Origin of the sequence: Halobellus sp. EA9 (genome assembly GCF_051195055.1) — an archaeon.
GTDB lineage: Archaea > Halobacteriota > Halobacteria > Halobacteriales > Haloferacaceae > Haloquadratum > Haloquadratum rubicundus.
Genome location: NZ_JBNTJW010000005.1, coordinates 132210 through 157986, shown reverse-complemented (window position 1 = coordinate 157986; position 25777 = coordinate 132210). Strand labels below are relative to the sequence as shown.

Here is a 25777-nt window from a genome sequence, read left to right as displayed (position 1 = left end):
TAATGACAGACGCAGATCTAGACACCACCGTATACTACGACGACGACGCGGACAGTTCGTATCTCGACGACAAGACAGTAGCCGTCATCGGCTACGGCAGCCAGGGACACGCCCACTCGCAGAACCTCGCCGAATCGGGCGTCGACGTGGTTGTCGGCCTGCGGAAGAGCTCGTCCTCGCGGCAGGCCGCGAAGGACGACGGCCTCCGCGTGGCGACGCCCGCGACGGCCGCCGACGAGGCGGACATCGTCTCCGTGCTGGTCCCCGACACCGTACAGCCGGCGGTCTTCGAGGAGATCAAGGAGAGCCTGGAGCCCGGCGACACGCTCCAGTTCGCCCACGGCTTCAACATCCACTACAACCAGATCCAGCCGCCCGAGGACGTCGACGTGACGATGGTCGCGCCGAAGTCCCCCGGACACCTGGTCCGCCGGAACTACGAGAACGACCAGGGCACGCCCGGTCTGCTGGCGATCTACCAGGACGTGACCGGCGAGGCGAAAGAGGAAGGCCTCGCGTACGCGAAGGCGATCGGCTGCACCCGTGCCGGCGTCATCGAGACGACGTTCCGCGAGGAGACCGAGACCGACCTCTTCGGCGAGCAGGCGGTGCTCTGCGGCGGGGCGACCGCGCTCGTCAAGGAGGGCTACGAGACGCTCGTCGACGCCGGGTACTCCCCGGAGATGGCGTACTTCGAGTGCCTGAACGAACTGAAGCTCATCGTCGATCTGATGTACGAGGGCGGGCTCTCGAACATGTGGGACTCCGTCTCTGACACCGCCGAGTACGGCGGGCTCTCCCGCGGCGACGACATCATCGACGAGCACGTCCGGGAGAACATGGAGGCGATGCTGGAAGACGTCCAGGACGGCACCTTCGCTCGCGAGTGGATCAACGAGAACCAGGCGGGCCGACCGTCCTACACGCAGCTGAAGCACGCCGAAGAGACTCACCACATCGAGGAGGTCGGCGAGCCGCTGCGCGACCTGTTCGCGTGGGCCGACGAGGAAGAAGAGGCCGCCGAGGCGGCCGCGGACGACTGATCCGAAGATGACCGAAACACGGGTATCCACTGACGTCCAAGGTGATGCCGATGAGTGAGGGCACGCTGTACGACAAGGTCTGGGAGGAACACACCGTCTCGGAGCTGCCGACCGGACAGACGCAACTGTTCGTCGGCCTCCACCTCATCCACGAGGTGACGAGCCCCCAGGCGTTCGGGATGTTGCAGGAGCGCGACCTGGAGGTCGCCTACCCCGAACTGACCCACGCGACCGTCGATCACATCGTCCCGACGGCGGACCAGTCGCGTCCGTACCGCGACGACGCGGCCGAGGAGATGATGTCCGAACTGGAGGAGAACGTCCGCGAGTCGGGGATCCAGTTCTCCGACCCCTCCACCGGCGATCAGGGGATCGTCCACGTCATCGGGCCCGAGCAGGGGCTCACCCAGCCCGGCAAGACGATCGTCTGCGGCGATTCCCACACCTCGACCCACGGCGCGTTCGGCGCGCTGGCGTTCGGGATCGGGACGAGCCAGATCCGCGACGTGCTGGCGACCCAGACCGTCGCGATGGAGAAGAAGAAAGTCCGGAAGATCGAGGTCACTGGCGAGCTCGGCGACGGCGTCGAGGCGAAGGACGTCATCCTCGAAGTGATCCGCCGACTCGGCACCGAGGGCGGCGTCGGCTACGTCTACGAGTACGCCGGCGAGGCCATCGAGAACCTCGATATGGAGGGCCGGATGAGCATCTGCAACATGTCCATCGAGGGCGGCGCTCGCGCCGGCTACGTCAACCCCGACGAGACCACCTACGAGTGGCTCGAAGAGACCGACTACTTCCAGGAGAACCCCGAGAAGTTCGACGAGCTCAAGCCCTACTGGGAGTCGATCCGCTCGGACGACGACGCCGAGTACGACGACGTCGTCACCATCGACGGTTCCGAACTGGAGCCCGTCGTCACCTGGGGCACCACGCCCGGCCAGGGCATCGGCATCTCCGAGCCGATCCCGGAGCCGGAGTCCCTGCCCGAGGACAAGCAGGACACGGCGCGGCGCGCTCAAGAGCACATGCGCGTCGAGCCGGGCGACACGATGGAGGGCTACGAGATCGACGTCGCCTTCCTCGGGTCGTGTACGAACGCGCGCCTGCCCGACCTCCGTCGCGCGGCGGAGATCGTCGAGGGGCGCCAGGTCGACGAGGACGTCCGCGCGATGGTCGTCCCCGGAAGCCAGCGCGTGAAGGCCGCCGCCGAGGCGGAGGGCCTCGACGAGGTCTTCGAGGCCGCCGGCTTCGAGTGGCGCAACGCAGGCTGTTCGATGTGTCTCGGGATGAACGAGGACCAGCTGCAGGGCGACGAGGCCTGCGCGTCCTCATCGAACCGGAACTTCATCGGCCGCCAGGGCTCGAAGGACGGCCGGACGGTCCTGATGAATCCGCGGATGGTCGCCGCGGCGGCGATCAACGGCGAAGTGACTGACGTGCGCGACCTGCAGGAGGTGACCACGGTATGACAGACGAGATCCCCGAGATCGACTCGGTGACGGGCACCGGGATCCCCGTCCGCGGCAACGACATCGACACCGACCAGATCATCCCGGCGCGCTTTATGAAGGTCGTCACCTTCGACGGCCTCGGCGAGTTCGCCTTCTTCGACCAGCGGTTCGACGACGACGACAACCCCAAGAACCACCCCTTCAACGAACCGCAGTTCCAGGACGCCTCGGTCCTCGCGGTCAACGCCAACTTCGGCTGTGGCTCCTCGCGGGAGCACGCTCCCCAGGCGCTGATGCGCTGGGGGATCGACGCGATCGTCGGCGAGTCCTTCGCCGAGATCTTCGCCGGCAACTGCCTCGCGCTGGGCATTCCGACGGTGACCGCCGACCACGAGACGATCGTCGACCTCCAGGCGTGGATCGACGAGAACCCCGACGGCGAGATCCACGTCGACGTCGAATCGGAGACGGTCACCTACGGCGACAAAACCGTGGAAGCGACCGTCGACGACGCACAGCGCCGCGCCCTCACCGAGGGCGTCTGGGACACGACGGCGCTGATGAAGTCCAACGCCGACGCGGTCGCCGAGAAAGCCGCCGAACTTCCCTACGTCGATGTCTGAGGAGATCGTCGTCATCGAGGGCGACGGCATCGGCACGGAGGTCGTCCCCGCGGCCGTCTCCGTCCTCGAAGCCGTCGGCGACTTCCGGTTCGTCGGCGCCGAGGCCGGCGACGCCGTGAAGGACGAGACCGGCGAGGCGCTCCCCCAGGAGACCTACGACACCGTCGCCGACGCGGACGCGACGCTGTTCGGCGCCGCGGGCGAGACCGCGGCCGACGTGATCCTCCCGCTCCGGGAGGCCGTCGGCTCGTTCGTCAACGTCCGGCCCGCGCGGGCCTACCCCGGCGTCGACGCCGTCCGACCTGAGACGGATCTGGTCTTCCTCCGGGAGAACACCGAGGGCGTCTACTCGGGCCACGAGGATCGCCTCTCGGACGACCTCTCGACGCTGACGCGCGTCGTCACGACCTCGGCCTCGGAGCGCCTCGCGGAGTTCGCCTGCGAGTACGTCGACGAGCGCGGCGCCGACGGCTTCCACGTCGCCCACAAGGCGAACGTGATGCGCGAGACCGACGGCCGCTTCCGCGACGCCGTCGTCGACGTCGCCGAGCGCGAGGGTGTCGAGACCGAGGAGGTCCTGATGGACGCCTTCGCGACGCGCGTCTGTCTGGACCCCACGCAGTTCGACGTCGTCGTCTGCCCCAACCTCGCGGGCGACGTCCTCTCGGACCTCGCGGCCGGCCTCGTCGGCGGCCTCGGCCTCCTCCCGTCGGCGAACGTCGGCCCGGACAACGCCCTGTTCGAGCCGGTCCACGGAACCGCGCCCGACATCGCGGGCGAGGGCGTCGCCAACCCCTCGGCGGCGATCCTCTCGGCGGCGATGCTCCTGGATCACCTCGGCTACGGCGACGAGGCCGACGCCGTCCGTGCGGCCGTCGAGTCCGTACTGGCGGAGGGACCGCGGACGCCCGACCTCGGCGGCGACGCCGGGACCGAAGACGTCACCACCGCGGTGCTGAAGCGGCTCGACTGACGCCGCAGCGACGCACTCGCGGGGCCGACTGCCGGCCGATCGAGCGAGCGGACCTTTTACTCGACCGGGGTTCGACCGCGGTGGCGAGGAACACTTACAGATCTAGAGTGCCTGGTTCGACCACCGATGTCCCGAAGGACCAGCGGGGCCGCACGGCCGGACCTGACGCCGGACCGCACCCCGGAGGAGGCGAACCGCTGATGCCAGAACGCGTCGTCACCGTCGTCCCGGAGGACGGACTCCACGCCCGCCCCGCCTCGAAGTTCGTCGAGGCCGCCGGCGAGGCCGACGCCGAGATCACCGTCGGTCGGGTGGACGGCGATCAGGTGAACGCCGTGAGTATGGTCTCTGTCACCCGCCTTGACGTCGAACCCGGCGAGGAGGTGCGACTGATCGCCGAGGGCGACGGCGCCGAGGCGGCGCTCGACGAACTGGAGCGGATCCTGACCACCCCGGAAGACGAACTCTGAACCGGTGACCGAACGACGGCTCTCGGGGACCGGCGTCGCCCCGCGGTCGGGCGCCGGGACCGGCGTCTGGTACGATCCCGACGCGGCGGTCGCGCTTGGCGACCCGCCCGACCCCGACTCTGTCGACGCCGAGCGTGAGCGCGATCGGTTCGCGGAGGCCCGCGAGGTCGCTCGCGAGGAACTCCGCCGGGCGCGCGACCGCACCGCCGAACGGATCGGCGAGTCCGAGGCCGCGGTGTTCGACGCCCACGTCCAGTTCCTCGACGACCCGCAGATCACCGAAGACGTCGACGCGGAACTCGATTCGGGATATCCCGCCGAGCACGCGGTGAGGCGAGCGTTCGACCGGGTGATCGAGGAGTTCGCCGACCTGGACGGCCGGATGGCAGAGCGCGCGGACGACCTGCGTGACGTGCGTGACCGGCTGCTCCGACTCCTCCTTGAGAAGGAGCGAACGGACCTCGCCGCGCTGCCGCCGGGCAGCGTCGTCCTCGCGGAGCGGCTGACGCCGAGCGACACCGCCCGGCTCGATCCCGACCGGATCGCCGGCTTCGCCACGGTCTCCGGGGGACCGACCTCCCACGCGGCGATCTTCGCGCGGTCGCTCGGGTTCCCGGCGGTCGTCGGCGTCGGCGAGGCGCTGCGGGAGGTCGACGACGGCGCCGAGGTCGTCGTCGACGGCAGCGAGGGGACCGTCGTCGTCGATCCGACAGAGTCGACGCCGGAAGCCGCGCGCGCCGACGCCGACGTCGAAATCCGCCGCGACCCGGTCGCGACCGCCGACGGCACGCCGATCGAGGTGGCCGCGAACGCGGGGACTGAAGCCGACGTCCGGGCCGCGGTCGAGCACGGCGCCGACGGGATCGGCCTCTTCCGGACGGAGTTCCTCTTCTTCGACCGCTCTTCGCCTCCCACCGAAGGCGAGCAGTACGAAGTCTACCGCGAGGCGCTGGCGGCGTTCCCGGACGGTCGGGTCGTCGTCAGGACGCTCGACGTCGGCGGCGACAAGCCGGTCGACTACCTCGACCGCCCCGAGTCCGAGAATCCGTTCCTCGGAGAACGCGGCGTCCGACGCTCGCTGGGTCCCGATGCGGACCTCTTCGAGACGCAGCTCCGCGCGCTGCTGCGCGCCGCGGGCGACGCCGACGGGGGGCGCCTGTCGGTGATGGTCCCGCTGGTCTCGACGGTCGGGGAGGTCGACGCCGCGGCCGAGACGCTCGATTCCGTCGCGGCCAGCCTCGACGCGGCCGGCGCCTCGAACGCGCGACCGGAGTTCGGGGCGATGGTCGAGACGCCGGCCGCGGCGTTCATCGCCGAGGACCTCCTCGACCGCGTCGACTTCCTCAGCGTCGGCACGAACGACCTCGCGCAGTACGTGATGGCCGCCGCACGCGGGGACGAGCGGGTCGCCGGCCTCCGCGACTACCGCCAGCCCGCGGTGCTCCGCGCGATCGAGGCGACCGTCGCGGCGGCCGCGGGGACCGACGCCTGGGTCGGGATCTGCGGCGAGATGGCCGGCGATCCCGACCTGACGCCGCTGCTCGTCGGGCTCGGCTTCGACGAACTGAGCGTGAGCCCGCCCGCCGTCCCGCGTATAAAGCGGGCCGTGGCGGAGACGACGCGCTCGGACGCGCGGGCACTGGCCCGGCGGGCGCTCGCGGCCGCGACGAAGCAGGAAGTCACAGAGATGCTCGACGCGTCCCGGTAGCGGGGTCGGTGCGGCGACGATCTACGACCTACAGTTCCGCGGGGTCCGTTCCCTCGAAGATGACGCGTTCGAGGCTGTCCAGAAGCCCCTCGGGGTCCTCGCGCTGGAAGATGTTCCGACCGACCGCGAGGCCGTTGCCGCCGACCGCGATCGTCGAGTAGACGTCTTCGAGGAAGGCGTCGTCGCTCCGCTTCGACCCGCCGCTCATCACCGTCTTCAGCCCGCTGACGGTGTCTTCGACCTGCTGCCAGCCGGCCTGCGTGCCGGGGTACTTGCACTTGACCATATCGGCGCCGAGTTCGAGGCCGAGGCGGGCGCCGTAGGCGACGACGTCCGGGTCCTCCTGGCCCGTGTAGTCGTCGTTCTCCTGGATCCCCTTGCCGCGCGGGTAGCTCCACATCACCACGGGGAGGTCGTGCTTCCGGGCGGCCTCCTGGACGTCGCGGAACTCCTTCCACATCTCGTCCTCGCGGAGCGAGCCCGCGTACATCGTGTAGCCGATCGCGTCGGCGTCGAGCTCCTCGGCGGCGTACCGCACCGAGCACTGCTTGGGGGAGTAGTAGTCGTCCCGCTTTGCGAGGTTGGAGTTGCCGTTCAGTTTGACGAGCAGCGGCGCGCCGTCGCCGACGTCGTTTTCGCGCTCCCAGGCGCGGTAGTACTCCGCGTTTCCTTTCTGTAGGGCGATGGCCGTCACCGCGTCGTGGCGGCCGACCTCGAAGACGTGCGAGGGGTCGGCGCTCTTCGGCATCGGTTCGAAGTCGACGGGCCCGTGTTCGGTCCCGTGGTCGTAGGCGAGAATGAGGGAGTTTCCATCCCGCGTGATCGGCGAGTCGTCGACGTGTCTCATATCACGAGGTATTCCGTCGAAAGGGTTTCAATTTACCGTCCTTCGAAATTCGATCTGTTCGCTCGTCGTCACTCCGGCGTCGGATCTCGTCTGTGCTTACGGCGTCTCGGGCAGGAACGGCGCGGGGTCGTCGTGGACGAACGTCACGGCGTCGTCGTCCAGCCGGCGGCAGAAGAGCCGTGTCGATCCCGTCTCGCAGTCGATTCGAGGGTGTCGGCGCCGGCGGTCGGGTCGTATACGCGGGGACGAAGACCGCCGTCTCGTCCATCGGCGGCGACCTCCGCGTCGGAAGCCAGCCCCGAAACGCGCCGTCCGAACTCCGCGGGACGGCCGACGACAGCGATCGCGACTCCGATCGCGCTGGTCGGGCTGCGACCGCGACGTGGCCCCCGTGCCGTCCCGCCGTTCGCTCCGTTGTCCGGATCGCGACCGGGCGTTTAAGTTGCCCGGCGGCGTGGCCCTATGTATGCCACAGGTACACCTCGACGAGGAGACCGTCGACCGACTCGACTCCCTCCGGCAGGCGGACGAAGACTACGACGAGATCGTGACAGAACTCATCAACATCTACGAGGCCGAAGAGCTCACCCTCTTCCACAGCGGCGACGAAGTCTAGATCCGAGCCGGAACGACTGTATTCGGCGCGCGGACGCTCCGCTCCGCATCGATTGCGTCCCGAACTGCGAGAAACAGCGCCTAGCTGAGGCGGTACCGCTCGGCGTCCTGATCGATCAGTTCGCGTTCCCGGAGCGTCGAGAGGATGCTGTACAGCGAGATCTTCTTCATGTCGAGACTGGCTTCGAGTTCGGCGAGTGAGGCTTCACCGTGGGTCGAGAGGAACAGATAGACCAGTTTCGCCCGCGGCGATTCGAGTTCAGACGGCATCGACGGGGCGTCGATCCCGGCTGTCGGCTGAGAGTGCATCGAGCGCTGCATCGTTATTATGTGAATGTTGGGTTCGACGATAATAAAACCCATCTACAACGATCGTCGAACTACCCGGATTCGTGACGGGGTTTCAGAGCGGCTGAAACGGCCGTTTCGAGCATCCCGAACGATCCTTCATCGCGGTTTCGCGCCGAATCGGCGGGCTGTCTTTCGACTCCTGACGACAGTGAGAGGCGTTGACACGGAATCGGAGTGGAAGGGGCGGGAGTCGAACCACGCGAAGCCGTATGCCGGAGCGACCGAGTGACGGTCGCTGCCGGATTGCTCTACCACTGAGCCACCCTTCCATACTGCTGTACGCTGCGGACCCCTATAGGGGTGACGCCGGAAGGGGAGATACGATACCGAGGAGTCGAGACGGGGCTCAGTAGCTCCGGATCTTCGGCTCGTAGCGCTTGTCCTCGCCGTCGAGGATGACCGGCTTGAACCACAGTTCGGGCGAGCCGCCGTTCCACGACAGCAGCGTGTGCTTCAGCCAGTTCTCGTCGTCGCGTTCCTGGTGTTCCTTGCGCCAGTGGGCGCCGCGGAACTCCTCGCGGGCGAGCGCGCCGAGGGTGATCGCCTCGGCGAGGTCGATGATGTTCCGCGTCTCGATCGTGTGCAGGAGGTCGGTGTTGAACGTCCGCGACTGGTCGGCGACGCCGACCTCGGCGTACGTCTCACGGGCCTCGCGGATGTCACGGAGCGCCTGCTTGAGGCCCTCCTTCTCCCGGAAGACGTTGACGTGCTGGGTCATCGATTCTTGGACCTCCGATCGGATCTCGGCGTGGTTGCGCCCGTCCTCGTTGTCCAGGAGCGACTCGATGCGCGCCTGGGTCCGCTCGGTCGCGCGCTGGACCAGTTCGTCCGGCGAGAGGTCCGACGCGGCCGCGCCGCCGTCTGCGACCGCGTCGCCGGCGCCGGTGCCCGGTACGTCGCCCGGCTCGACGGGCGTGTCGACGTCGCCGGCCTCCCAGTCGCCGCGCTTGCCAGTCGGGATCTCCGCTTCCTTCATATCGCGGCCGGCGGCGTGGTGGCCGGCGCGGGCGCCGAAGACGATGAGCTCCGGCAGGGCGTTGCCGCCGAGGCGGTTCGAGCCGTGTACGGACGCGCAGGCGCACTCGCCGGCGGCGTACAGCCCCGAGACGCAGGTCTCGCCGTTCTCGTCGGTCTCGATGCCGCCCATCGCGTAGTGCTGGCCGGGCTTTACGGGCATCGGCTCTTCGAGGGGGTCGACGCCCTCGAAGTCCTCCGAGAGGTGGATGATGTTTTCGAGTCGGTCGACGATCCGCTCCTCGCCGAGGTGGCGCATGTCGAGGTGGACGTACTCGTCTTCGATTCCTCGTCCTTCGTTGACCTCGGTGAGTTCGGCACGGGAGACCACGTCGCGGGAGGCGAGCTCGCCGTCGTTGTTGGCGTACCCGTACTCGAACATGAACCGCTCGCCCTCCGAGTTGTAGAGGATGCCGCCCTCGCCGCGGACGCCCTCGGTGATCAGGACCCCCGTGGAGGGAAGGGTCGTCGGGTGGAACTGGATGAACTCCATGTCCTCGATCGGGACGCCCGCGCGGTAGGCCATCGCGACGCCGTCGCCCGTGTTCGCGACGGCGTTTGTCGTGTGGTCGTAGACCTGGCCGAGGCCGCCGGTCGCGAGGATGACGCCGTCGCGGGCGCGGAATCCCTCGATCGTCCCCGATTGGATGTCGTAGCCGACGACGCCGTGGCACGACCGGTCTTCGGGCTCGGGCTCGTCGGAGACTGCAAGGTCGAGGACGTACCACTCGTCGTAGACCTCGATGCCGCGCTTGACGAGCTGTTCGTACATCGTGTGCAGCAGCTGGTGGCCCGTCTCGGCGCCCGCGTAGGTCGTCCGCGGGAACGAGAGGCCGCCGAACGGCCGCTGGCTGACGCGGCCGTCCTCCTCGCGCGAGAAGGCCATCCCCCAGTGTTCGAGCTGGATGACCTCCTCGGGGCTGTCCTGGGCGAGCGTCTCGATGGCCGGGGCGTCGCCGAGGTAGTCCGACCCCTTCATCGTGTCGTAGGCGTGGTCCTGCCAGGAGTCGCCCTCCCGCAGCGCCGCGTTGATGCCGCCCTCCGCGGCGCCGGTGTGGCTCCGGACCGGGTGGAGTTTCGAGACGATGGCCACGTCGGCCCCCTCTTCCTGTGCCGCGATGGCTGCCCGGAGCCCCGCGCCCCCGGCGCCCACCACGATGACGTCGTGTTCGTGCATAGTCGTACCTTTGATTACCAGAACTTGAGGTTGTTCTTGACCGCCTCGCGCTTGAGCTCCTGGATGTGCTCCGTCAGCGGGATGTCCTTCGGACAGACCTCCGTACAGGAGAACTGGGTCTGACACCGCCAGACGCCGTGTTCCTGTTCGAGGATTTCGAGGCGTTGCTGCTTCATCTCCTCGCCCTCGCGCTCGTCCATCGTGAAGCGGTAGGCCTTGTTGAGCGCGGCCGGGCCGAGGTACTGATTGTCGCCCGCTGCGATGTTGCACGAGGACATACACGCCCCGCACCAGATGCACCGCGTCGACATCTTCACCTTCTCGCGGTTCTCCCGCGACTGGCGCTGCTCTTCGAGTTCGCCGTCGGGGAGGTCGTTCGTCTGGAAGTACGGCTCGACGGCCTCCATCTGGTCGTAGAAGTGCTCCATGTCCACGACGAGGTCCTTCACGACCTCCGCGTGGGGGAGCGGCTCGATCCGGACGGGCTCTTCGAGGTCCGAAAGCTGGGTCTTACAGCAGAGGCGCTGGGAGCCGTTGACGAACATCGCGTCCGAGCCGCAGATCGCCTGCCGGCAGGAGTGCCGGAACGTGAGGCTCGAATCGTAGGTGTCGCGGGCGTACATCAGCGCGTCGAGGACGGTCATCCCCTTCTCGAAGGGGACGTGGAAGTCGTCGAAGCGCGGCTCTTTCTTCCCCGCGATCTCGGGGTCGTAGCGGAACACCTTCAGGTGGTAGGTGTCCTCGTCGTCGAGCGCCCTCTCGGCCTCCTCGGCCTGCCGCTGGCGCTCCTGTTCTGCGGCGCGGTCGCGCTTATTCTGGAGACGGCGCTCCTGGGCCTCCGGCTGCAGTTCGACCTCGTCGGCGGACGATTCGTCGTCGATCTGTTCTGGGAGTTGCGTGCTCATTGTCTTAGATCGGGACGCCTCCGGCCCACGCGAGTGCGGTTCTGACGCCCTGGACGATCACGACGACGCTCGCGAGCCCGAGGACCAGCTTCGCGGCGGTCTTGCGGGTCCCGCTGATGCCCTGATTGACGAGGGCGTTGTAGACGCCGTTGACGCCGTGGAACGTGGCCGTCAGCAGAAAGAGGATCATCAGCGAGAAGTAGGTGAGCTCCTGCATTCGGCCCTGCGACATCGCGAAGGTCACTTCGTCGGCGTGGTGGACGAAGTGCAGGAGGAAGAAGTGGAACGCGAGGACGACCACCAGGAACGCGGCGGTGATGCGCTGCCAGAGCCACCGGCGGCCGCCGCGCTCGAAGGAGGAGTAGCGCTCGGCCATCAGCCGAACACCCCCGCGAGGAACGTCGGCACGCTCGCGACGACGATCGCGCCGGTGAGAAGCAGCGACGCGTAGAAGCTCTTGTCCTGCGATTCGAGTCCGAGTCCGAGATCGACGAACAGGAGTCGGAGCCCGTTGAGGATGTGGAAGACGGCGACCGCGAGCAGCCCGACCTCCAGGATGCGCACGACGAGCAGGCTCTCCAGCGACTGGATCGTCGTCGTGTACGCCTCCGGGCTCTGCAGTGCCGTCGACAACACGGCGATGTGGGTGAAGAGATAGCCCACGAGCACCCAGCCCGTGAACTTGTGGAACACCCAGGCCCACATTCCTGCCGAGAACTCCCGCCAGCGGCCGAAGTCCTCGATGCGGCCCCGATTGTAAGACTGACTCATACTCGCTTTGAGGTCAGGCCGGACCCACTATAGAACTTACGTGTACGTCCCGGCACACAGCCGGGCTCGATCGCCGGACGGCGGCGATTTCGACGGCATCGCTGTCGTGCGGATCGGGCGCCGTCTCCCGTCCGATTGCGCGAACTGCCCAGTCGATGCTCGATCGACGCCCGACTACCGGTCCGCTCTCGGCTGCACCCGCCGCGACTGCTCGCGCTCGACGACCTGCCGGACGTCGGATTCGAGTTCGACCAGGTGACACAGGGGATTGCCGGGGTAGACCACGGGGTTTTCGAGCACGCCGACGAGGAGCCCCGTGAAGGGCGCCTCGACGGCGATGTTGTCGCTCTTGAACGGATCGGTGAGCGTGCAGATCCGGTCGCCCTCGTGGACGAGCGAGCCGCGCTCGTAGTGCATATCGACGATTCCGCCGGCGTCCGCGCGGATCCAGGTCTTCTCGTTGTCGCCGTCGATGACGGTCCGCCAGCCCGGCCAGCGGACGGTCGAGCGGTCCCAGAGGTCGTACTCGGCGAAGACGCTCTCGACGCCGCGGAGCGCCTCGTCGATGAGGCCGCGCTGGAAGCGGTGGGCCTCGCCCATCTCGATCGTCACCGTCGGGACCCCGACCTCGGCGGCCTCGGTGCGGAGCATCCCGCTCGACCCCTCGCTGTCGATGATGACGTTCGATCCGAACGCGTGCGCGAGGCGGGCGATGTCGTCGTCGGCCATATCCGCGCGGACGTGGAGCATATTCGTCCGGCCGCGGGTCGAGGTGTGGAAGTCGAGGCCGAAGTCGCAGGGCGCCACGAAGTTCGCGAAGACCCGCGCGGCCATCCGCTTCGCGCTCGTCGAGGTCTCGTCGCCGGGGAACGACCGGTTCAGGTCGCGGTCGTAGATCGGGAGGTAGCGCTGCTGTGCCAGGAATCCGGGGACGTTCAGCACGGGGAGACAGACGAGGGTTCCCGCGAGCTCCGAGAGGTCCCACTCGTGGGCGACCTCCCGCACCACTTCGATGCCGTTGAGTTCGTCGCCGTGGGCGGCCGCCGAGAGGAAGGCGATCGGTCCGTCGCGCTCGCCGTTGATGATCGTCACAGGGATTCGGACCGGATCCCCCAGGTACGTCTCGCTGATGCCGTACCGGAGGTTCTGTCGCTCCCCGGGCTCGACCTTTCCCCCGTTGTAGGTGAAGGCCCCGTCGGTGCTCATACCCGCCCTCGAACATCCGGCGGGATAAACGCTCGTACCTCGGAACGCCGCGTCGCGCGCCGCCGGATCGGCATTAATTTCATCCGCCGGAGGAGTACGATAGGTATGACCGATCCACTCGACTCCGACGAGCAGGTCCGTGTTGGCGTCCTCTCGCTTCACAACAGCAAGGAGACGAAGGCGATCCTCAACGCCGTCGACGACCTCGGCCACGAGGGCATCTGGCTCCGCCGCGAGAACACCGCGGTCTCGATCGAGGACGGCGACGTCGCGATCGAGCCGGAGGTCGACATCGTCGCCAACCGCCTGCTGCTCTCGAACACCGAAGAGCCCGCTGAATTGCTGGGGCTCGCGACCACCTTCGAGCGGATCCGGCCGATGCTGAACGAGCCCGCGGCCGTCCTCACCGCGGTCCACAAGTTCGCGACGGCGTCGACGCTGGCGAACTGGAACATCAAGGTCCCCGACGCGCTGCTGGCGCTGTCGAACGATCGGCTGAATCAGGGCCGGCAACGCTTCGGCGAGGTCGGCGTCTACAAGTCCGCGATCGGGACCCACGGCGGCGGGACCTGGAAAGTCGACCTCACGGACCCCGTGAACCCGAAGGTCGGGAACCGGCAGGCGTTCCTCCAGGACCTCATCGAGCGCGACGAGGCCAAGCACCGCGACCTCCGCGTGTACGTCGTCGACGGCCAGGTCATCGGCGCGATGTACCGCTACGCGCCCGAGGGCGAGTGGCGGACGAACGTCGCGCTCGGCGGCGAGGTCCTCGACGCGACGGACGATATGCCCGAGGAGGCGCGCGAGACGGCGCTGTACGCCGCCGAGGTGATGGACCTGGATTACGTCGGCGTCGACCTCATCGAGGGCGACGACGGGTGGTTCGTCCTGGAGATGAACCCCACCGCGGGCTTCCGCGGCCTCCACCGCGCCACGGGCCGCAGCCCCGCGCCCTACATCGCCAAGCTCGCCATCGAGCAGGTCGGCGGCGAGGTCGACGACAGTCGGGTGGAAGAGCTGTCGGCGACGCTCGACGACTCGCGGCCCGACGGGATGCCGCGGGTCGAGACCGGCCCGGCCGGCGAGCGCCCGACGATCGGCTACATCGAGGAGGTCGTCGTCTCCGGGACCAGCGGGTCGACGCAGGCGTTCGCGAAGTCGGACACCGGCGCGACACGGACGAGCATCGACACGTCGCTGGCGGCCGAGATCGGCGCGGGACCGATCAAGAGTATGACGCGCGTGAAGTCCGGCTCGGTGAAGTCCGGGAAGGCGCGCCCCGTGGTCGACCTCGTGATCGGGATCGGCGGCACCCAACACACCGTCACCGCGAGCGTCGAGGACCGCTCGCACATGGACTACCCCCTCCTCCTCGGTCGGGACATCCTCCAGCACTACCAGGTGGACGTCACTCGCCGGACCGACGAGGGCGGCCCGGACGACGCGGACCGCGAGGAGGAGTACCTGGAGTAGCGACTCGGGGCAGTTCCGATCGGAGCGGCGACGCGGGCGGAGACGGACGGCCGGTCGGACGCACCAGTACGGGAGTGGCGGACAGGCGGCACCGGTTCGGTTCCCGCGTCGATGTGCCGCACGACCGCTGCGCGACGCGGGTCGGGTGTCAGCGCACGGTCGCGGTGGTCCCGTGTTCGTATATAAGACCTCGGCCGAATCGGGCGCACATACTTAAGTCAGCGAGTCCCAACGACCGATAGATGTCGAGCGAGCAGGCCGACGGACTGCCCGAGGACCTCGACGCGTGGGTGGCCGATCGAGCGGCCGCCACGGGCGAGTCGCGCCCGGAGATCGTCCGTCGACTGCTCGCGGCCCACCGCCTCCTCGACGAGCACCCGGAACTGTTCGCGGACGGCACGACGCCGGATCCAGCGGCTGTCAGAGACGCGCTAAACGACGGCACCGCGGCCGCGGAGGCGTTCGCGGAGTCGGACGCCGACACGGTGGCGGACGCCCTCGACGACCTCGTGTCGAGAGTCGCCGAACTGGAGGCCGAACTGGACGAGAAGATCACGGACGTCCGCGAGCGGGTCATCCAGGTGAAGCGAGAGACCGACGCGAAGGCGCCCGCGGACCACGACCACCCCGACCTGGAGCGCCGTCTCGAAGGCGGCTTCGAGAACTACGAGGAGGTGTTGCAGTACCTCACCGACCTCAGCGACGACCACGACGCGAAGCTCGACACGCTGGCGTCCGTGACCGCCGACGTCCGAGAGCGCGTTATCGATCTCGAACGGCGGGCCAACGAGCGCGACGCCGCGGCGTCGCTGCGCCGGGAGGCCAACCGCCACGGCGTCACCACGGCCAAGTGCGGCGCCTGCGACGAGGCCGTCCACCTCGGCCTGCTCGATTCCCCCTACTGCCCGCACTGCGAGACGACCTTCGAGGAGCTCGATCCGAAGCGCGGCTTCTTCGGTTCGAACCGCCTGACGGTCGGCCAGCGTCCCGCGCTTGAGGCCGGCGCGGACGCCGAAGGCGACTCCCTCGGCGGATTCCAGTTCGGCGGGCGGATGTCGGACTCCGGCGTCGGCGTCGACTCCGACGTCGGGTCCGAGGAGGGTACTGGCCACGACGGAGGGGCCGGTCGATGAGCGAGACTCCCGACGACGGCGACGGCGACGGGATCGAATCGGAAGACCGGGGTTCGAAGTCGGGCGAAGGATCGGATTCCGGTGCTGGTGCTGGTGCGGACACTGACGCCGATACGGGCACCGACGCCGACATCGGAACCGACGCACCGCTCGCGGACCTCGCCCGTCAGGTCTCGGAGCGGCGGCGCCAACGCGAGTCCGGTGTGGCGTCGACGGCGTCCCTCGATGCCGATCCGGAATCGGAAGTAGAGCCCGAGGCCGACGTCGACCCGGACGAGCCGTTCCGGAAGATGTCCGTCGCCGAGATCGACGAGGAGTCGCTGTGGTCCTCGCTGGAGGACGCGTCGGAGCCGTCGGTCGCGGTCGGTTCGCCGACGTCCGGTGACGCCACCGAAGACGCGGAGGGGGCACAGCCGACCGATGAGCCGAACGAACACGTCATCTCGAAGGGGGACTACTGCCAGAAGTGCCCGTACCTCCACGACCCGCCGGAGCTGGCGTGTACCCACGAGGGGACCGACATCGTCGCCGTCGAGGACGCCGATCACTTCCGCGTCCGAAACTGCCCGATGGTCGACGAGTGATACTCTCACTGTGTACCGGTGATCACTGGCACGAGACGGGAGTAGTCAGTATGAGGCGCGACCGACCGCCGATACGCCGCCGAACCCTTTTTGCGGCGATAGACACTCGATAGCATATGGCGTTCTCTCGCCGGGGGACCGACGTGCGGGACGATATCGGGGCGCTCGCATCCCAGGTCCACCCCGTGTTTATGCTGCCGCCGCTAGCCGCCAGCGCCTTCGGTTCGATCCTCGCGGGATCGATCGCGCCGGCACCGCTGGCGCTGCACGCCCTCGCGGCCTTCTTCGCAGTCTACACCGCGCACGTGAAGGACGGCTACGTCGACTTCTACCTCAGGGACGAGGACGACGACCACCCGATGACGCGATCCGGCTGTCGGCTCGCACTCGCGGGCGCGACGCTGGGATTCGCCGCCGCGACGGTCGCTATGGGTGCAGTCGTCGGTGTCGGTGCCGCGCTCGTCACGGTCCCGCTCTGGTTCCTCGGGTTCCTCCACGCGCCCCAGTTCGACACCAACCCCATAACGACGACCCTCGGGTACCCGCTCGGCATCGCGCTGTGCATCGTCGGTGGCCACTTCGTCCAGGTCGGGCAGCTGGGCGTCCGGCCGCTCGGTTTCGCGGCCGTCTTTCTGATCACGCTCGCGGGCGTGAAGATCATCGACGACTCGAAGGACTACGCCTACGACCGCTCGATCGGCAAGCGGACCGTCGCCGTCGTCCTCGGCCGTGACCGCGCCCGGCGGCTGGCGTACGCGCTCGTCTACGCCGCGGGCACGGTCGTCGTCGTCTTCGCCGTCTCGGGGATCTTCCCGCCGACCGCGTCGCTGGCAGCCGTCGCCTTCGGCGTCGTCGTCCTGCTCTCGACCCGCGCCGGGGCCGAGGTGGCGACGATGCTCCTCGTTCGCGGGACCTACGTCTTCCTCGCGCTGCTCGTCGTCGCCGTCTGGTATCGGCCGCTCGCGGGGCTGTCGCTCCCGGATATCGGCGTTCTCGGACCGTACACCTACCTCGTAACGGAGCTCGTCTTCGGCGCGCTCGCGCTCGCGTTGCTCGTCCGCGCCGACGCGCTCGCCCGCGCGGGCCTGTCGGTGCTGGTCCTCTACCCGCTGGCGTACGTCTGGGACTGGTACACGCTCGAGGTCGGCGTCTTCGCCATCCCGCTGCGGACCGGCGTGGAACTGTTCGCCATCCCGATCGAGGAACACCTGTTTATGCTGGTCGTTCCGGCCCTCGTGATCGGAATCCACGAGACCGTGCACGGGGCAATCGCGGCGGAGTAGCCTCCGTCCCCGCCGCGACTTCCCGAGAGACACTTGTGTCCGCAGCGTCTCCGCCCGACAAATGCAGTTCTGCGACGAGTGCGGTACGATGATGGTCTCGGAGGACGGCGAGATGGTTTGCACGAACGATGACTGCGGTGCCCGCGCCGAGCAGGACTCGGAGCTGGCCGAGCAGTTCGTCTCGACCGAGGCACAGAGCGACGACGACGTCATCGAGACCACCGAGGACGCGAACTTCGAGGGCAAGCCGACCGCCAGCGACGTGACCTGCGACGAGTGCGGCAACGGCGAGGCCTGGTACACGATCAAGCAGACGGGCTCGGCCGACGAGCCCCCCACGCGCTTTTTCAAGTGTACCGAGTGCGGCCACCGCTGGCGCGGGTACAACTGACCCCGTCGGGAGTCCGATCGGCGGCGATCCCGCGGTGATTTCTTGCACGCTCGCGCCGAACGCGGACGTATGTCCCCGCGATCAATCCTCCCCGACGAGTTCCGCCCGTGGTACCTCCTCGACGCCGCCGCGTTCGTCCTCGGGGTCGGGACCTGGCTCCGCCGCTCGACCCGTTCGACGGCCGATCTGCTCGCGCTCGACCCGCTCGCGCTCGCCGTCTCGGGGGTTTCGGGCCTCTTCGCGGTGTTCGTGCTCCGCGTCACGCTCGGGAACGTCTGGGGCTACGCCGCCGAGTACGCCAACGCCGGCGGCCAGTGGAGCGATCTCCCATTCCTCGCCACCATCGGCAGCGGGGCGGCCGCGGCCGTTCTCACCTACGGGGCGACGACGAGCCTCGGCGCGGCGGCCTGGGCCGCGTTCTGGACGTTCGTCGTCGCGGCCCTCGTAGGCGTCGCCCTCCAGTTCGCCGCGGGCTACGGCGCGGCGTCGTAGGCGGAGACGACCCGCACCCGGCGCGCGGGCAGGTCGCTCAGTCGCGCTCCAGCAGGAACGCCGCGATCGCTCGCGCGACTGTTCGCTCCTGGCCGACGAAGAAGTGGTCCGCCGCGAACTCCGTGACGTCGAAACCCCGCTCGCGGGCGAAATCGACCACCGGACCGACCGCAGCGACGTCGTCGAGGGCGCCGTAGAAGACGCCGACGCGGACGTCCGCCGGGATCTCGGAGAGGTCGGCGACGACGTCGACGCCGCCGATTCCGGGGTCCGTTTCGGCGTCCGCCCGCGCCGATCCCAGTCGTGCGGGCGGCGCCAAGGCGGCGACGGCGTCGACGTCGTCGCCCCGTCCCGCGGCCGAGAGCGCGACCGCCGCACCGAAACTGAATCCGAAGAGGGAGACCCGGTCGTACCGCTCTCGCGCCCACGCGACGGCGTTCGCCGCGTCCGTCCGCTCGCCCCGGCCGCCGTCCCAGGGGCCGTAGTCGAAGCGGAGGCAGTCGACGTCTCTTCCGTTCAGTTCGTCGCTCACCGCGGTCAGTCGCCCGTCGCTCCGGGTGCCGCCGTGCTGCGGGTGGGGCGGACAGGCGACCACGCAGCGCGCGGGCTGGGCAGCGTCGGGGGCGGCGTCGGCCGCGACGTCGAGCGTCCCGCGGGCGTCGCGGCCGCCCGGGAGGAAGACCGTCTCGCTCATCCCCGGCGCGTTCGGCACGTGAGGTTTTAACTCCGGCGTGCCCAATGCGGGGATATGGGAATCCTCTCACGCGCGTCCTACGTCGTCCGATCGAAAGTGAACGCCCTCCTCAACCGCGCTGAGGACCCCTCGGAGACGCTCGATTACTCCTACGAGCAGATGCGCGACGAACTGCAGGACGTAAAGCAGGGCATCGCCGACCTGACGACCCAGAAGAAGCGCCTCGAAATCCAGAAGCGGCGGCTCGAAGAGAACGTCGAAAAGCACAACGACCAAGCGCGGGAGGCCGTCCGCCAGGACCGCGACGACCTCGCCCGCCAGGCGCTCGAAAAAAAGCAGGCGAAGATGTCCCAGATCGAGGAGCTGGAGACCCAGATCGCGGACCTCCAGAACACCCAGGACAACCTCGTCGAGAAGAAGAACGAACTCCAGAACCGCATCGAGGAGTTCCGCACGAAGAAGGAGACGATGAAGGCCCGCTACGAGGCCGCCGAGGCCTCCTCCCGAGTCTCGGAGGCGATGACGGGCGTCGGCGACGAGATGGAGGACGTCTCCCGCGCCATCGAGCGCGCCGAGGAGCGGACCGACGAGATGGAGGCCCGCGCCGAGGCGATGGACGAGCTCGTCGACACCGGCGCCTTCGACGACGCGCTCTCGGACAAGGACAGCATCGAACGGGAACTGGAGAGCGGCCGGACCGCCTCCGAGGTCGACGCCGAGCTCGAAACGCTGAAGGCCGAAGTCGACGGCCAAAGCCAGAGCGGCGGTAGCGGCGACAGGGACGGGACGGACGCCGACGCCGACGCGGAGCTCGACGACGTCGGGAGCGACGTCGACGTGGACGTCTCCGACGCCGAGGTCGAGGCCGAACTCGAAGAGCTGAAAGACGACGAGCAGTAGGTCGTCGCCGGCGAGCGCGCCGCGTACCGCCCATCCCCGCCTTCTTTGTGTCCGCTCGTCGAACCCCACAGCGATGGTCGAGGACTCGTCGGGGTCGGGGAGCGAACCGGACGACACGATGCGCCAGCGCGGCGAGGAGAGCCGCACGAAGCTGTGGATCCTGCTCGATGCGAACCGATGGGTCGTCGCCGGTATCACCGTCGGGGTCTTCTTCGCGGGCGTGATCGTCGCCTCGGTGCTCGCTCCGGCCCCGATCGGCGAGGCCGGCGATCCGATCGAGACGCTGTTTCAGGGCTTCGTGACCGCCACGATCACCGGCGTCACGCTCGTCGTCTCCATCAATTCGCTCGTCCTCTCGCAGGAGCTCGGAACGCTCGGCGACCAGCGGGACCGAATGGAGGGCGCGATGTCGTTCCGGCGCGACGTCGAGTCCGAACTGGGCCTCGACGTCGCGCCCGCGACGCCGTCGGCGTTCCTCCGCCGGCTGGTCGACGCCGTCGAGACGCGCGCCGAGCGCCTCCGCGACGCCGCCGCGGACTCGACACTCGACGACGACGCGGCCGAAGCGGTCCGAAGCTACGCCGAGGACCTCCGCCGGCACGCCTCGCGCGTCGGCGACGACCTCTCGAACCGGCAGTTCGGGACCTTCGCGGTGCTCTCGTCGGCGCTCGATTTCAATTACTCCTGGAAGGTCCAGGAGGCGCGCCGCCTCCGCGACGAGCGCGTCGGCGACGACGGCCCCGCGAGCGACGCGCTCGACGACCTCGTGTCGGTGCTGACGCTGTTCGGCCCCGCGCGCGAGCACTTCAAGACGCTGTACTTCCAGTGGGAGCTCGTCGACCTCTCGCGGGCGATGCTCTACACCGCGCTTCCGGCGCTCGTCGTCGCCACGAGTATGCTCCTGTTTCACGCGTCGCTCGACTCGCTGGCGGGCTCGACGCTCGGCGTGACGCACTTCGTCTGGGTCGTCGCCGCGGCCGCGGGGGTCGCGCTCGTCCCCTTCGCGGTCCTGCTTTCGTTCGTGCTCCGGATCGGGACCGTCGCCAAGCGGACCCTCTCGATCGGGCCGTTCATCCTCCGGACGACGGGCGGGAGCCAGGGCGGACAGAGCCCGACCGCGCGTGACAGAGCGGGCGCCGACGACCGGGAGGCGGAATGATCCGCAGTCGACAGCCTCACTATCCGTCGGTATCGATACCCGATTGATGACCGAGACGACCGACGCCGTCCGCGACGCCCTGGACCCCGAGACGCGGGAGGCGTTCGAAGCACGGGTCGAATCAGAGGCCGAATCGCTCCGGGCGGCCGTCCGCGACGGCAGCTACGACACTGCGACGTTCGCGGTCGGGCTCGAACTCGAAGGGTACGTGATCGACGCCGACGGCGCGCTGGCGCCGGCGCCCGAGCACGTCTTTGACATCGACGGCTGCAGCCGGGAGCTCGGCCTCCACAACGCCGAGCTCCACACGGCCCCGGACGTCGTCTCGGACGCCGGCTTCCGGCGGCAGTTCGACGAGCTCCGGACCACGCTCCGGGACGTGCGGACGGCGCTCGAAGGCGACGGCCGCGACTTCGTCCTCGATGCGATGTGGACCGTCGGCCCCGCGGTCGGCACGCGCGAGTACCTCGACGCGGGCGAGGAGGACGACGGCGTCTTCCGCGCGTCGAACATGCGGCCCGTCCCCCGGTACGTCGCGCTCGATCAGGCCATCCGCGAGGCCAACGACGGGACGATCGAACTCGGGCTGCCCGGGCTCGAGGAGGCGACGTCGATGCTCGTCGAGTCGCTCGCGACGTCGATGCAGCCGCACCTCCAGATCCCCGATCCCGACGACGTGCCGGAGTACCTCAACGTCGCCACGCGGACGATGGGACCGCTGCTCTCGCTGTCTGCGAACGCCCCGTTCCTGCCGGCGGACTGCTACGAGGGCGACCTCGGCGCCGACCCCGACGTCGTCGACCGGACGCCCCACGAACTCCGGATCCCGATCTTCGAGCGGTCCGTCGACGACGGCGCCGCAAAGTGCCGCGTCCCGCGGGACGTCGAGACGATCGGGGAGCTGATCGACCGGATCGCGACGGACCCGACGCTCGTCGCCGCGCCGGATGCGATGCGGGCGGTCGGGACCGACGGCGACGCGGAGGACGCAGGCGCCGACGCCGAGGCCGATGCCGACCCGTACCCCGCCTTCAGCGCCAAGCGCGGCACGTACTGGCGGTGGGTCCGCCCGGTCTTCGGCGGCGACCTCCCCCGCGCCCCCGACGGCGAGGTCGAACCCGACGGGACTCGGACCTCCGTCAGGATCGAGTACCGCCCGCTGCCGACTCAGCCGACGCTCCGCGACACCGTCGGGCTCCAGGCGCTCGTCGCCGGCGTCCTCCGCGGCGTCGACGTGACGGACCACCCGCTCGCGTCGCTGTCGTGGGAGGACGCCCGCGCGTCGTTCTACGCGGCCGTCGAGGACGGTCCCGACGCGGACCTCCGCTGGGTGGACCGCGACGGCGAGGCGACGACGGCGACGCCGCGGATCTACGACGAACTGTTCTCGCTGGCGCGGCGCGGCCTCGACGACCTCGGGGTCGGCGCCGAGGCGATCGAGTGGGCGCTGTCGCCGATCGAGGCGCGCCGCGAGGCGACCTACACGAGCCCGAGCGCGTGGAAGCGAGCGCGGGTCCGGGAGGCTCGGACCGACGGGGCCGACCTCCCGGAGGCGATCAGGGTGATGCAGTCGGCCTACGTCGATCACGCGGCCGGCGGCGTGCCGTTCGCGGAGTGGTAGACGGAGACGGGAGCGGTTACGGCTCGTCCCCGTCGCCGTCGATGACCGCGTCGAGGCGCTCGAAGTACGCCTCCCGCGGGACCTGGTACGCCTCCCGGTAGTCGACCGCGCCCGCGGCGAAGCGGCGCGCGAGGTCGTGGGCCCCCTCGATGGCCGCCGCCCGGCTGTCGTAGGACTCCGCGACGGCTTCGACCTCGGGCTCTAGGGTGAGCACGACGTGCCAGGTCGCGGTCCGGACCCGCGAGGCGCCCGGACGCGGGGCGCGCGAGCGGTTCGAGATCAGGATGGTGGGCAGACACGCCGCGGGGAGGCCCTCGCGCTCGTTGAACACGTCGGGGCGGAACACGAGGATCCGCCGCCCGCGGGGTTCGTCGTTCCAGAGCGTCCAGCCGTCGGGCGGTTCGGCGGGCGGGGACGCGTCCGCGTCGGCCGCGGCATCGCCTTCCGGCCCTGCCTCCTCGGGAGGGTCGTCCATACGGGGACGTTTCTGTGCGAGCCTACAAATATCGTCGCGTTCGGACTGATTCGGTGACCGCGCGGGCATAAACCGCGAAACCGAAGGAAGGCTTATGTGTGCGTATCCCTCACAAACTCTCAGTCTCGGTCGATCGGATCGAGCGACTGCCCGCACACGCATCACGCGCCGAATACCGACGTTCTGTCGCCCCGTCGCCGTCTCGTCGCCGCCGCCTCGCGCCGTCTCGCCGCCCGCGTGACCAACGGGAGTACGTCCCGGTGGTGCCGCGAACGCGTCATCGTTCGCGCGGGGCCGGCCTCCCGAGGACCGGTCCCGACGTCGCTCCCCGAGACGGAGAAACAATGAACGGTGACAGAGAAACCCTCGAATCACTCAGTCGGCAGTACAAGGACTCGGTTCCCTCGGACCTCCGCGAAGCGAAGTCGTTCGAGTGGTACCTTGATGCGGTGTACAAGGACCCGCGAATCGCCCGCAACGCCCACCAGCGCGTGGCGGATATGTTCGACCACTACGGCACCGACTACGACGAGGACGCCGGCGTCGTGGAGTACCGAATGGCCGCCGAGGACCCGCTCCACGACGGCGAAAACACCTTCTACGGCCGCGAGGTCCACGAGTCGATCCACGAGTTCGTGAACAAGGTGAAGTCCGGCGCCCGCGGGCTCGGCCCCGAAAAGCGGATCAAGCTCCTCTTGGGCCCGGTCGGCTCCGGGAAGTCCCACTTCGACTGGATGGTCCGACGCTACTTCGAGGACTACACCACGACCGACGCCGGCCGGATGTACACCTTCCGCTGGACCGACCTCTGCGAGGTCATCCGCGATCAGGACCCCGAGGACGACGTCGTGACCTCGCCGATGAATCAGGACCCGCTCGTGCTCCTCCCCCAGGAGCAGCGCGACGAGGTGATCGACCGACTGAACGAGCGGCTGGAGGCGCCCTACACCATCCGGAACGACCAGACGCTCGATCCCGCCTCCGAGTTCTACCTCGACAAGCTCCTGGCGCGCTACGACGACGACCTCCAGACCGTCCTGGAGAACCACGTCGAGATCGTCCGCCTCCTCGCCAGCGAGAACAAGCGCCAGTGCGTCGAGACCTTCGAGCCGAAGGACAAGAAGAATCAGGACGAGACCGAACTCACCGGCGACGTCAACTACTCGAAGCTCGCGGTCTACGGCGAGTCCGACCCCCGCGCCTTCGACTACTCCGGCGCGTTCTGCAACGCGAACCGCGGCCTGTTCTCCGGCGAGGAACTCTTAAAGCTCCAGCGGGAGTTCCTCTACGACTTCCTCCACGCCTCCCAGGAGCAGACGATCAAACCGAAGAACAACCCCCGGATCGACATCGACCAGGTGATCGTCGGGCGGACGAACATGCCCGAGTACAGGGAGAAGAAGGGCGACGAGAAGATGGAGGCGTTCAACGACCGGACGAAGCGCATCGACTTCCCGTACGTGTTAGAGTACGACGAGGAGGCCGAGATCTACCGGAAGATGCTCCGCAACGCCGACGTGCCGGATATGCACATCGAGCCCCACGCCCTGGAGATGGCGGGGCTGTTCGGCGTCCTCACGCGGATCACAGAGCCCGACGAGAACGTCTCGCTGGTCCAGAAGGCGAAGGCGTATAACGGCGAGATCGACGACGGCGACGACGTCGACGTCCGGAAGCTCCGGGAGGCCGGCGAGGAGAAGGCCGACATCGCCGAGGGGATGGACGGCGTCTCCGCGCGCTTCATCGGCGACGAGATCGCCGAGGCGATCATGGACTCGACCCACCGCGGGCGCTCGTACCTCTCGCCGCTCACCGTCTTCTCGCACTTCGAGGCCAACCTCGAAAACCACGGCTCGATCCCCGAGGAGAACCTCGATCGGTACTACCGCTACCTCGAACTCGTCCGCGAGGAGTACAAAGAGCGCGCCATCGAGGACGTCCGCCACGCGCTGGCCTACGACATCGACGAGATCCGCCGCCAGGGCGAGAAGTACATGGACCACGTGATGGCCTACATCGACGACGACACCGTCGAGGACGAACTCACCGGGCGCGAACAGGACCCCGACGAGACGTTCCTCCGGTCCGTCGAGGAGAAGCTCGACATCCCCGAGGACCGGAAGGACGACTTCCGCCAGGAGGTCTCGAACTGGGTCTCCCGGCGCGCCCGCGACGGCACCTCCTTCGACCCGCAGGACAACGACCGCCTGCGCCGCGCCCTGGAGCGGAAGCTCTGGGAGGACAAGAAGCACAACATCAACTTCTCCGCGCTTGTCAGCGCCAACGAGCTCGACGACGACGAGCGGAGCGCGTGGATCGACGCGCTGATCGAGCAGGGGTACTCCTCGGAGGGCGCACGCGAGGTGCTCGAGTTCGCCGGCGCGGAGGTGGCAAAGAGCGAGCTAGAGGGCTAAG

The 25777-nt window shown here is 68.6% G+C and carries 26 protein-coding genes and 1 tRNA gene; 17 read left to right on the top strand and 10 right to left on the bottom strand.

The annotated features are described in order from the left end of the window. Nucleotides 1–2 precede the first annotated feature (2 nt). The 6 genes from ilvC to ptsP all read left to right on the top strand — a co-directional run bounded on the left by ilvC (nucleotide 3) and on the right by ptsP (nucleotide 6271). Complete coding sequence (ilvC, locus tag ACQUQ0_RS08285) at nucleotides 3–1043, top strand: ketol-acid reductoisomerase (RefSeq protein WP_435184489.1); 1041 nt, start codon at nucleotides 3–5, stop codon at nucleotides 1041–1043. 50 nt (nucleotides 1044–1093) lie between these two features. Further along, nucleotides 1094–2515, top strand: coding sequence for a 3-isopropylmalate dehydratase large subunit (gene leuC / locus ACQUQ0_RS08280; RefSeq protein WP_435184488.1), 1422 nt, complete (start codon nucleotides 1094–1096; stop codon nucleotides 2513–2515). Next, nucleotides 2512–3120, top strand: a complete 609-nt coding sequence (gene leuD / locus ACQUQ0_RS08275) for a 3-isopropylmalate dehydratase small subunit (protein WP_435184487.1) — start codon at nucleotides 2512–2514, stop codon at nucleotides 3118–3120. The genes leuC and leuD overlap by 4 nt, the downstream gene beginning before the upstream one ends. After that, nucleotides 3113–4093 carry a 3-isopropylmalate dehydrogenase gene (gene leuB, locus ACQUQ0_RS08270; RefSeq protein WP_435184486.1) on the top strand — a complete coding sequence of 327 codons (981 nt, stop codon included), beginning with the start codon at nucleotides 3113–3115 and terminating at the stop codon, nucleotides 4091–4093. The genes leuD and leuB overlap by 8 nt, the downstream gene beginning before the upstream one ends. Nucleotides 4094–4293: 200 nt before the next feature. Then, nucleotides 4294–4563 (top strand): HPr family phosphocarrier protein, encoded by a 270-nt coding sequence (locus ACQUQ0_RS08265; RefSeq protein ID WP_435184484.1) that lies wholly within the window; start codon nucleotides 4294–4296, stop codon nucleotides 4561–4563. Between the two features lie 4 nt (nucleotides 4564–4567). Next, entirely contained in the window at nucleotides 4568–6271 is a 1704-nt protein-coding gene (gene ptsP, locus ACQUQ0_RS08260; protein WP_435184483.1) for a phosphoenolpyruvate--protein phosphotransferase, read from the top strand. Nucleotides 6272–6299: 28 nt separating this feature from the next. Here the strand turns inward: ptsP and ACQUQ0_RS08255 are convergent, their stop codons facing one another. Continuing rightward, complete coding sequence (locus tag ACQUQ0_RS08255; RefSeq protein ID WP_435184481.1) at nucleotides 6300–7118, bottom strand: class I fructose-bisphosphate aldolase; 819 nt, start codon at nucleotides 7116–7118, stop codon at nucleotides 6300–6302. Nucleotides 7119–7584: 466 nt separating this feature from the next. Here ACQUQ0_RS08255 and ACQUQ0_RS08250 point away from each other — a divergent pair, with 466 nt between their 5' ends. Beyond that, the gene (locus ACQUQ0_RS08250; RefSeq protein ID WP_435184480.1) at nucleotides 7585–7734 is read left to right on the top strand and encodes a DUF7557 family protein; all 150 of its coding nucleotides are present in this window, start codon (nucleotides 7585–7587) and stop codon (nucleotides 7732–7734) included. Between the two features lie 80 nt (nucleotides 7735–7814). On the opposite strand, the gene ACQUQ0_RS08245 is transcribed toward ACQUQ0_RS08250, so the two are convergent. From ACQUQ0_RS08245 to ACQUQ0_RS08215, 7 genes are all read right to left on the bottom strand, one after another. Further along, nucleotides 7815–8054, bottom strand: coding sequence for a TrmB family transcriptional regulator (locus ACQUQ0_RS08245; RefSeq protein WP_372391601.1), 240 nt, complete (start codon nucleotides 8052–8054; stop codon nucleotides 7815–7817). A 205-nt stretch (nucleotides 8055–8259) separates the two neighbouring features. Further along, a tRNA-Arg gene (locus ACQUQ0_RS08240) sits at nucleotides 8260–8353 on the bottom strand. A 77-nt stretch (nucleotides 8354–8430) separates the two neighbouring features. Then, nucleotides 8431–10275: an FAD-binding protein gene (locus tag ACQUQ0_RS08235; protein ID WP_435184479.1), complete on the bottom strand. Its 1845-nt coding sequence runs from the start codon at nucleotides 10273–10275 to the stop codon at nucleotides 8431–8433. 14 nt (nucleotides 10276–10289) lie between these two features. Continuing rightward, nucleotides 10290–11180 (bottom strand): succinate dehydrogenase/fumarate reductase iron-sulfur subunit, encoded by an 891-nt coding sequence (locus ACQUQ0_RS08230; protein WP_435184478.1) that lies wholly within the window; start codon nucleotides 11178–11180, stop codon nucleotides 10290–10292. 4 nt (nucleotides 11181–11184) lie between these two features. Beyond that, entirely contained in the window at nucleotides 11185–11556 is a 372-nt protein-coding gene (locus tag ACQUQ0_RS08225; RefSeq protein ID WP_372389733.1) for a succinate dehydrogenase hydrophobic membrane anchor subunit, read from the bottom strand. Further along, nucleotides 11556–11951 (bottom strand): succinate dehydrogenase, cytochrome b556 subunit, encoded by a 396-nt coding sequence (sdhC, locus tag ACQUQ0_RS08220; RefSeq protein ID WP_372389732.1) that lies wholly within the window; start codon nucleotides 11949–11951, stop codon nucleotides 11556–11558. Before sdhC ends, ACQUQ0_RS08225 begins: the two co-directional genes overlap by 1 nt. 174 nt (nucleotides 11952–12125) lie before the next feature. Next, nucleotides 12126–13157, bottom strand: a complete 1032-nt coding sequence (locus tag ACQUQ0_RS08215; protein ID WP_435184477.1) for a succinylglutamate desuccinylase/aspartoacylase family protein — start codon at nucleotides 13155–13157, stop codon at nucleotides 12126–12128. Nucleotides 13158–13262: 105 nt separating this feature from the next. Here ACQUQ0_RS08215 and ACQUQ0_RS08210 point away from each other — a divergent pair, with 105 nt between their 5' ends. From ACQUQ0_RS08210 to ACQUQ0_RS08185, 6 genes are all read left to right on the top strand, one after another. Then, nucleotides 13263–14630 carry a RimK/LysX family protein gene (locus tag ACQUQ0_RS08210; RefSeq protein WP_435184475.1) on the top strand — a complete coding sequence of 456 codons (1368 nt, stop codon included), beginning with the start codon at nucleotides 13263–13265 and terminating at the stop codon, nucleotides 14628–14630. A 242-nt stretch (nucleotides 14631–14872) separates the two neighbouring features. Further along, nucleotides 14873–15763 (top strand): CopG family transcriptional regulator, encoded by an 891-nt coding sequence (locus tag ACQUQ0_RS08205; RefSeq protein ID WP_435184474.1) that lies wholly within the window; start codon nucleotides 14873–14875, stop codon nucleotides 15761–15763. Next, the gene (locus tag ACQUQ0_RS08200; RefSeq protein ID WP_435184473.1) at nucleotides 15760–16347 is read left to right on the top strand and encodes a hypothetical protein; all 588 of its coding nucleotides are present in this window, start codon (nucleotides 15760–15762) and stop codon (nucleotides 16345–16347) included. Before ACQUQ0_RS08205 ends, ACQUQ0_RS08200 begins: the two co-directional genes overlap by 4 nt. Nucleotides 16348–16463: 116 nt before the next feature. Continuing rightward, nucleotides 16464–17630 (top strand): lycopene cyclase domain-containing protein, encoded by a 1167-nt coding sequence (locus ACQUQ0_RS08195; RefSeq protein ID WP_435184472.1) that lies wholly within the window; start codon nucleotides 16464–16466, stop codon nucleotides 17628–17630. A 61-nt stretch (nucleotides 17631–17691) separates the two neighbouring features. Next, nucleotides 17692–18021 carry a transcription factor S gene (locus ACQUQ0_RS08190; RefSeq protein WP_435184471.1) on the top strand — a complete coding sequence of 110 codons (330 nt, stop codon included), beginning with the start codon at nucleotides 17692–17694 and terminating at the stop codon, nucleotides 18019–18021. Between the two features lie 69 nt (nucleotides 18022–18090). Continuing rightward, entirely contained in the window at nucleotides 18091–18513 is a 423-nt protein-coding gene (locus tag ACQUQ0_RS08185) for a hypothetical protein (protein WP_435184470.1), read from the top strand. A gap of 37 nt (nucleotides 18514–18550) precedes the next feature. On the opposite strand, the gene ACQUQ0_RS08180 is transcribed toward ACQUQ0_RS08185, so the two are convergent. Next, nucleotides 18551–19207, bottom strand: a complete 657-nt coding sequence (locus ACQUQ0_RS08180; RefSeq protein ID WP_435184469.1) for an alpha/beta hydrolase — start codon at nucleotides 19205–19207, stop codon at nucleotides 18551–18553. A gap of 54 nt (nucleotides 19208–19261) precedes the next feature. Between ACQUQ0_RS08180 and ACQUQ0_RS08175 the strand changes: the two genes are divergently transcribed. From ACQUQ0_RS08175 to ACQUQ0_RS08165, 3 genes are all read left to right on the top strand, one after another. Further along, nucleotides 19262–20107, top strand: a complete 846-nt coding sequence (locus ACQUQ0_RS08175) for a PspA/IM30 family protein (protein ID WP_435184468.1) — start codon at nucleotides 19262–19264, stop codon at nucleotides 20105–20107. Between the two features lie 73 nt (nucleotides 20108–20180). Continuing rightward, nucleotides 20181–21266 carry a hypothetical protein gene (locus ACQUQ0_RS08170; protein WP_435184467.1) on the top strand — a complete coding sequence of 362 codons (1086 nt, stop codon included), beginning with the start codon at nucleotides 20181–20183 and terminating at the stop codon, nucleotides 21264–21266. Nucleotides 21267–21312: 46 nt separating this feature from the next. After that, nucleotides 21313–22887, top strand: coding sequence for a hypothetical protein (locus ACQUQ0_RS08165; RefSeq protein WP_435184466.1), 1575 nt, complete (start codon nucleotides 21313–21315; stop codon nucleotides 22885–22887). Nucleotides 22888–22903: 16 nt separating this feature from the next. Here the strand turns inward: ACQUQ0_RS08165 and ACQUQ0_RS08160 are convergent, their stop codons facing one another. Next, on the bottom strand, nucleotides 22904–23362 hold the full coding sequence (locus tag ACQUQ0_RS08160; RefSeq protein ID WP_435184465.1) for a DUF5820 family protein: 459 nt from the start codon (nucleotides 23360–23362) through the stop codon (nucleotides 22904–22906). A gap of 344 nt (nucleotides 23363–23706) precedes the next feature. On the opposite strand from ACQUQ0_RS08160, the gene ACQUQ0_RS08155 reads away from it, so the two are divergent. After that, nucleotides 23707–25776 (top strand): PrkA family serine protein kinase, encoded by a 2070-nt coding sequence (locus ACQUQ0_RS08155; RefSeq protein ID WP_435184464.1) that lies wholly within the window; start codon nucleotides 23707–23709, stop codon nucleotides 25774–25776. Nucleotide 25777 lies beyond the last annotated feature (1 nt).

Coding starts and splice junctions, on each gene's coding strand:
- ilvC (WP_435184489.1), top strand. CDS start 3: ATGACAGACGCAGATCTAGACACCACCGTATACTACGACGACGACGCG.
- leuC (WP_435184488.1), top strand. CDS start 1,094: ATGAGTGAGGGCACGCTGTACGACAAGGTCTGGGAGGAACACACCGTC.
- leuD (WP_435184487.1), top strand. CDS start 2,512: ATGACAGACGAGATCCCCGAGATCGACTCGGTGACGGGCACCGGGATC.
- leuB (WP_435184486.1), top strand. CDS start 3,113: ATGTCTGAGGAGATCGTCGTCATCGAGGGCGACGGCATCGGCACGGAG.
- ACQUQ0_RS08265 (WP_435184484.1), top strand. CDS start 4,294: ATGCCAGAACGCGTCGTCACCGTCGTCCCGGAGGACGGACTCCACGCC.
- ACQUQ0_RS08255 (WP_435184481.1), bottom strand. CDS start 7,118: ATGAGACACGTCGACGACTCGCCGATCACGCGGGATGGAAACTCCCTC.
- ACQUQ0_RS08250 (WP_435184480.1), top strand. CDS start 7,585: ATGCCACAGGTACACCTCGACGAGGAGACCGTCGACCGACTCGACTCC.
- ACQUQ0_RS08245 (WP_372391601.1), bottom strand. CDS start 8,054: ATGCAGCGCTCGATGCACTCTCAGCCGACAGCCGGGATCGACGCCCCG.
- ACQUQ0_RS08235 (WP_435184479.1), bottom strand. CDS start 10,275: ATGCACGAACACGACGTCATCGTGGTGGGCGCCGGGGGCGCGGGGCTC.
- ACQUQ0_RS08230 (WP_435184478.1), bottom strand. CDS start 11,180: ATGAGCACGCAACTCCCAGAACAGATCGACGACGAATCGTCCGCCGAC.
- ACQUQ0_RS08225 (WP_372389733.1), bottom strand. CDS start 11,556: ATGGCCGAGCGCTACTCCTCCTTCGAGCGCGGCGGCCGCCGGTGGCTC.
- sdhC (WP_372389732.1), bottom strand. CDS start 11,951: ATGAGTCAGTCTTACAATCGGGGCCGCATCGAGGACTTCGGCCGCTGG.
- ACQUQ0_RS08215 (WP_435184477.1), bottom strand. CDS start 13,157: ATGAGCACCGACGGGGCCTTCACCTACAACGGGGGAAAGGTCGAGCCC.
- ACQUQ0_RS08210 (WP_435184475.1), top strand. CDS start 13,263: ATGACCGATCCACTCGACTCCGACGAGCAGGTCCGTGTTGGCGTCCTC.
- ACQUQ0_RS08205 (WP_435184474.1), top strand. CDS start 14,873: ATGTCGAGCGAGCAGGCCGACGGACTGCCCGAGGACCTCGACGCGTGG.
- ACQUQ0_RS08200 (WP_435184473.1), top strand. CDS start 15,760: ATGAGCGAGACTCCCGACGACGGCGACGGCGACGGGATCGAATCGGAA.
- ACQUQ0_RS08195 (WP_435184472.1), top strand. CDS start 16,464: ATGGCGTTCTCTCGCCGGGGGACCGACGTGCGGGACGATATCGGGGCG.
- ACQUQ0_RS08190 (WP_435184471.1), top strand. CDS start 17,692: ATGCAGTTCTGCGACGAGTGCGGTACGATGATGGTCTCGGAGGACGGC.
- ACQUQ0_RS08185 (WP_435184470.1), top strand. CDS start 18,091: ATGTCCCCGCGATCAATCCTCCCCGACGAGTTCCGCCCGTGGTACCTC.
- ACQUQ0_RS08180 (WP_435184469.1), bottom strand. CDS start 19,207: ATGAGCGAGACGGTCTTCCTCCCGGGCGGCCGCGACGCCCGCGGGACG.
- ACQUQ0_RS08175 (WP_435184468.1), top strand. CDS start 19,262: ATGGGAATCCTCTCACGCGCGTCCTACGTCGTCCGATCGAAAGTGAAC.
- ACQUQ0_RS08170 (WP_435184467.1), top strand. CDS start 20,181: ATGGTCGAGGACTCGTCGGGGTCGGGGAGCGAACCGGACGACACGATG.
- ACQUQ0_RS08165 (WP_435184466.1), top strand. CDS start 21,313: ATGACCGAGACGACCGACGCCGTCCGCGACGCCCTGGACCCCGAGACG.
- ACQUQ0_RS08160 (WP_435184465.1), bottom strand. CDS start 23,362: ATGGACGACCCTCCCGAGGAGGCAGGGCCGGAAGGCGATGCCGCGGCC.
- ACQUQ0_RS08155 (WP_435184464.1), top strand. CDS start 23,707: ATGAACGGTGACAGAGAAACCCTCGAATCACTCAGTCGGCAGTACAAG.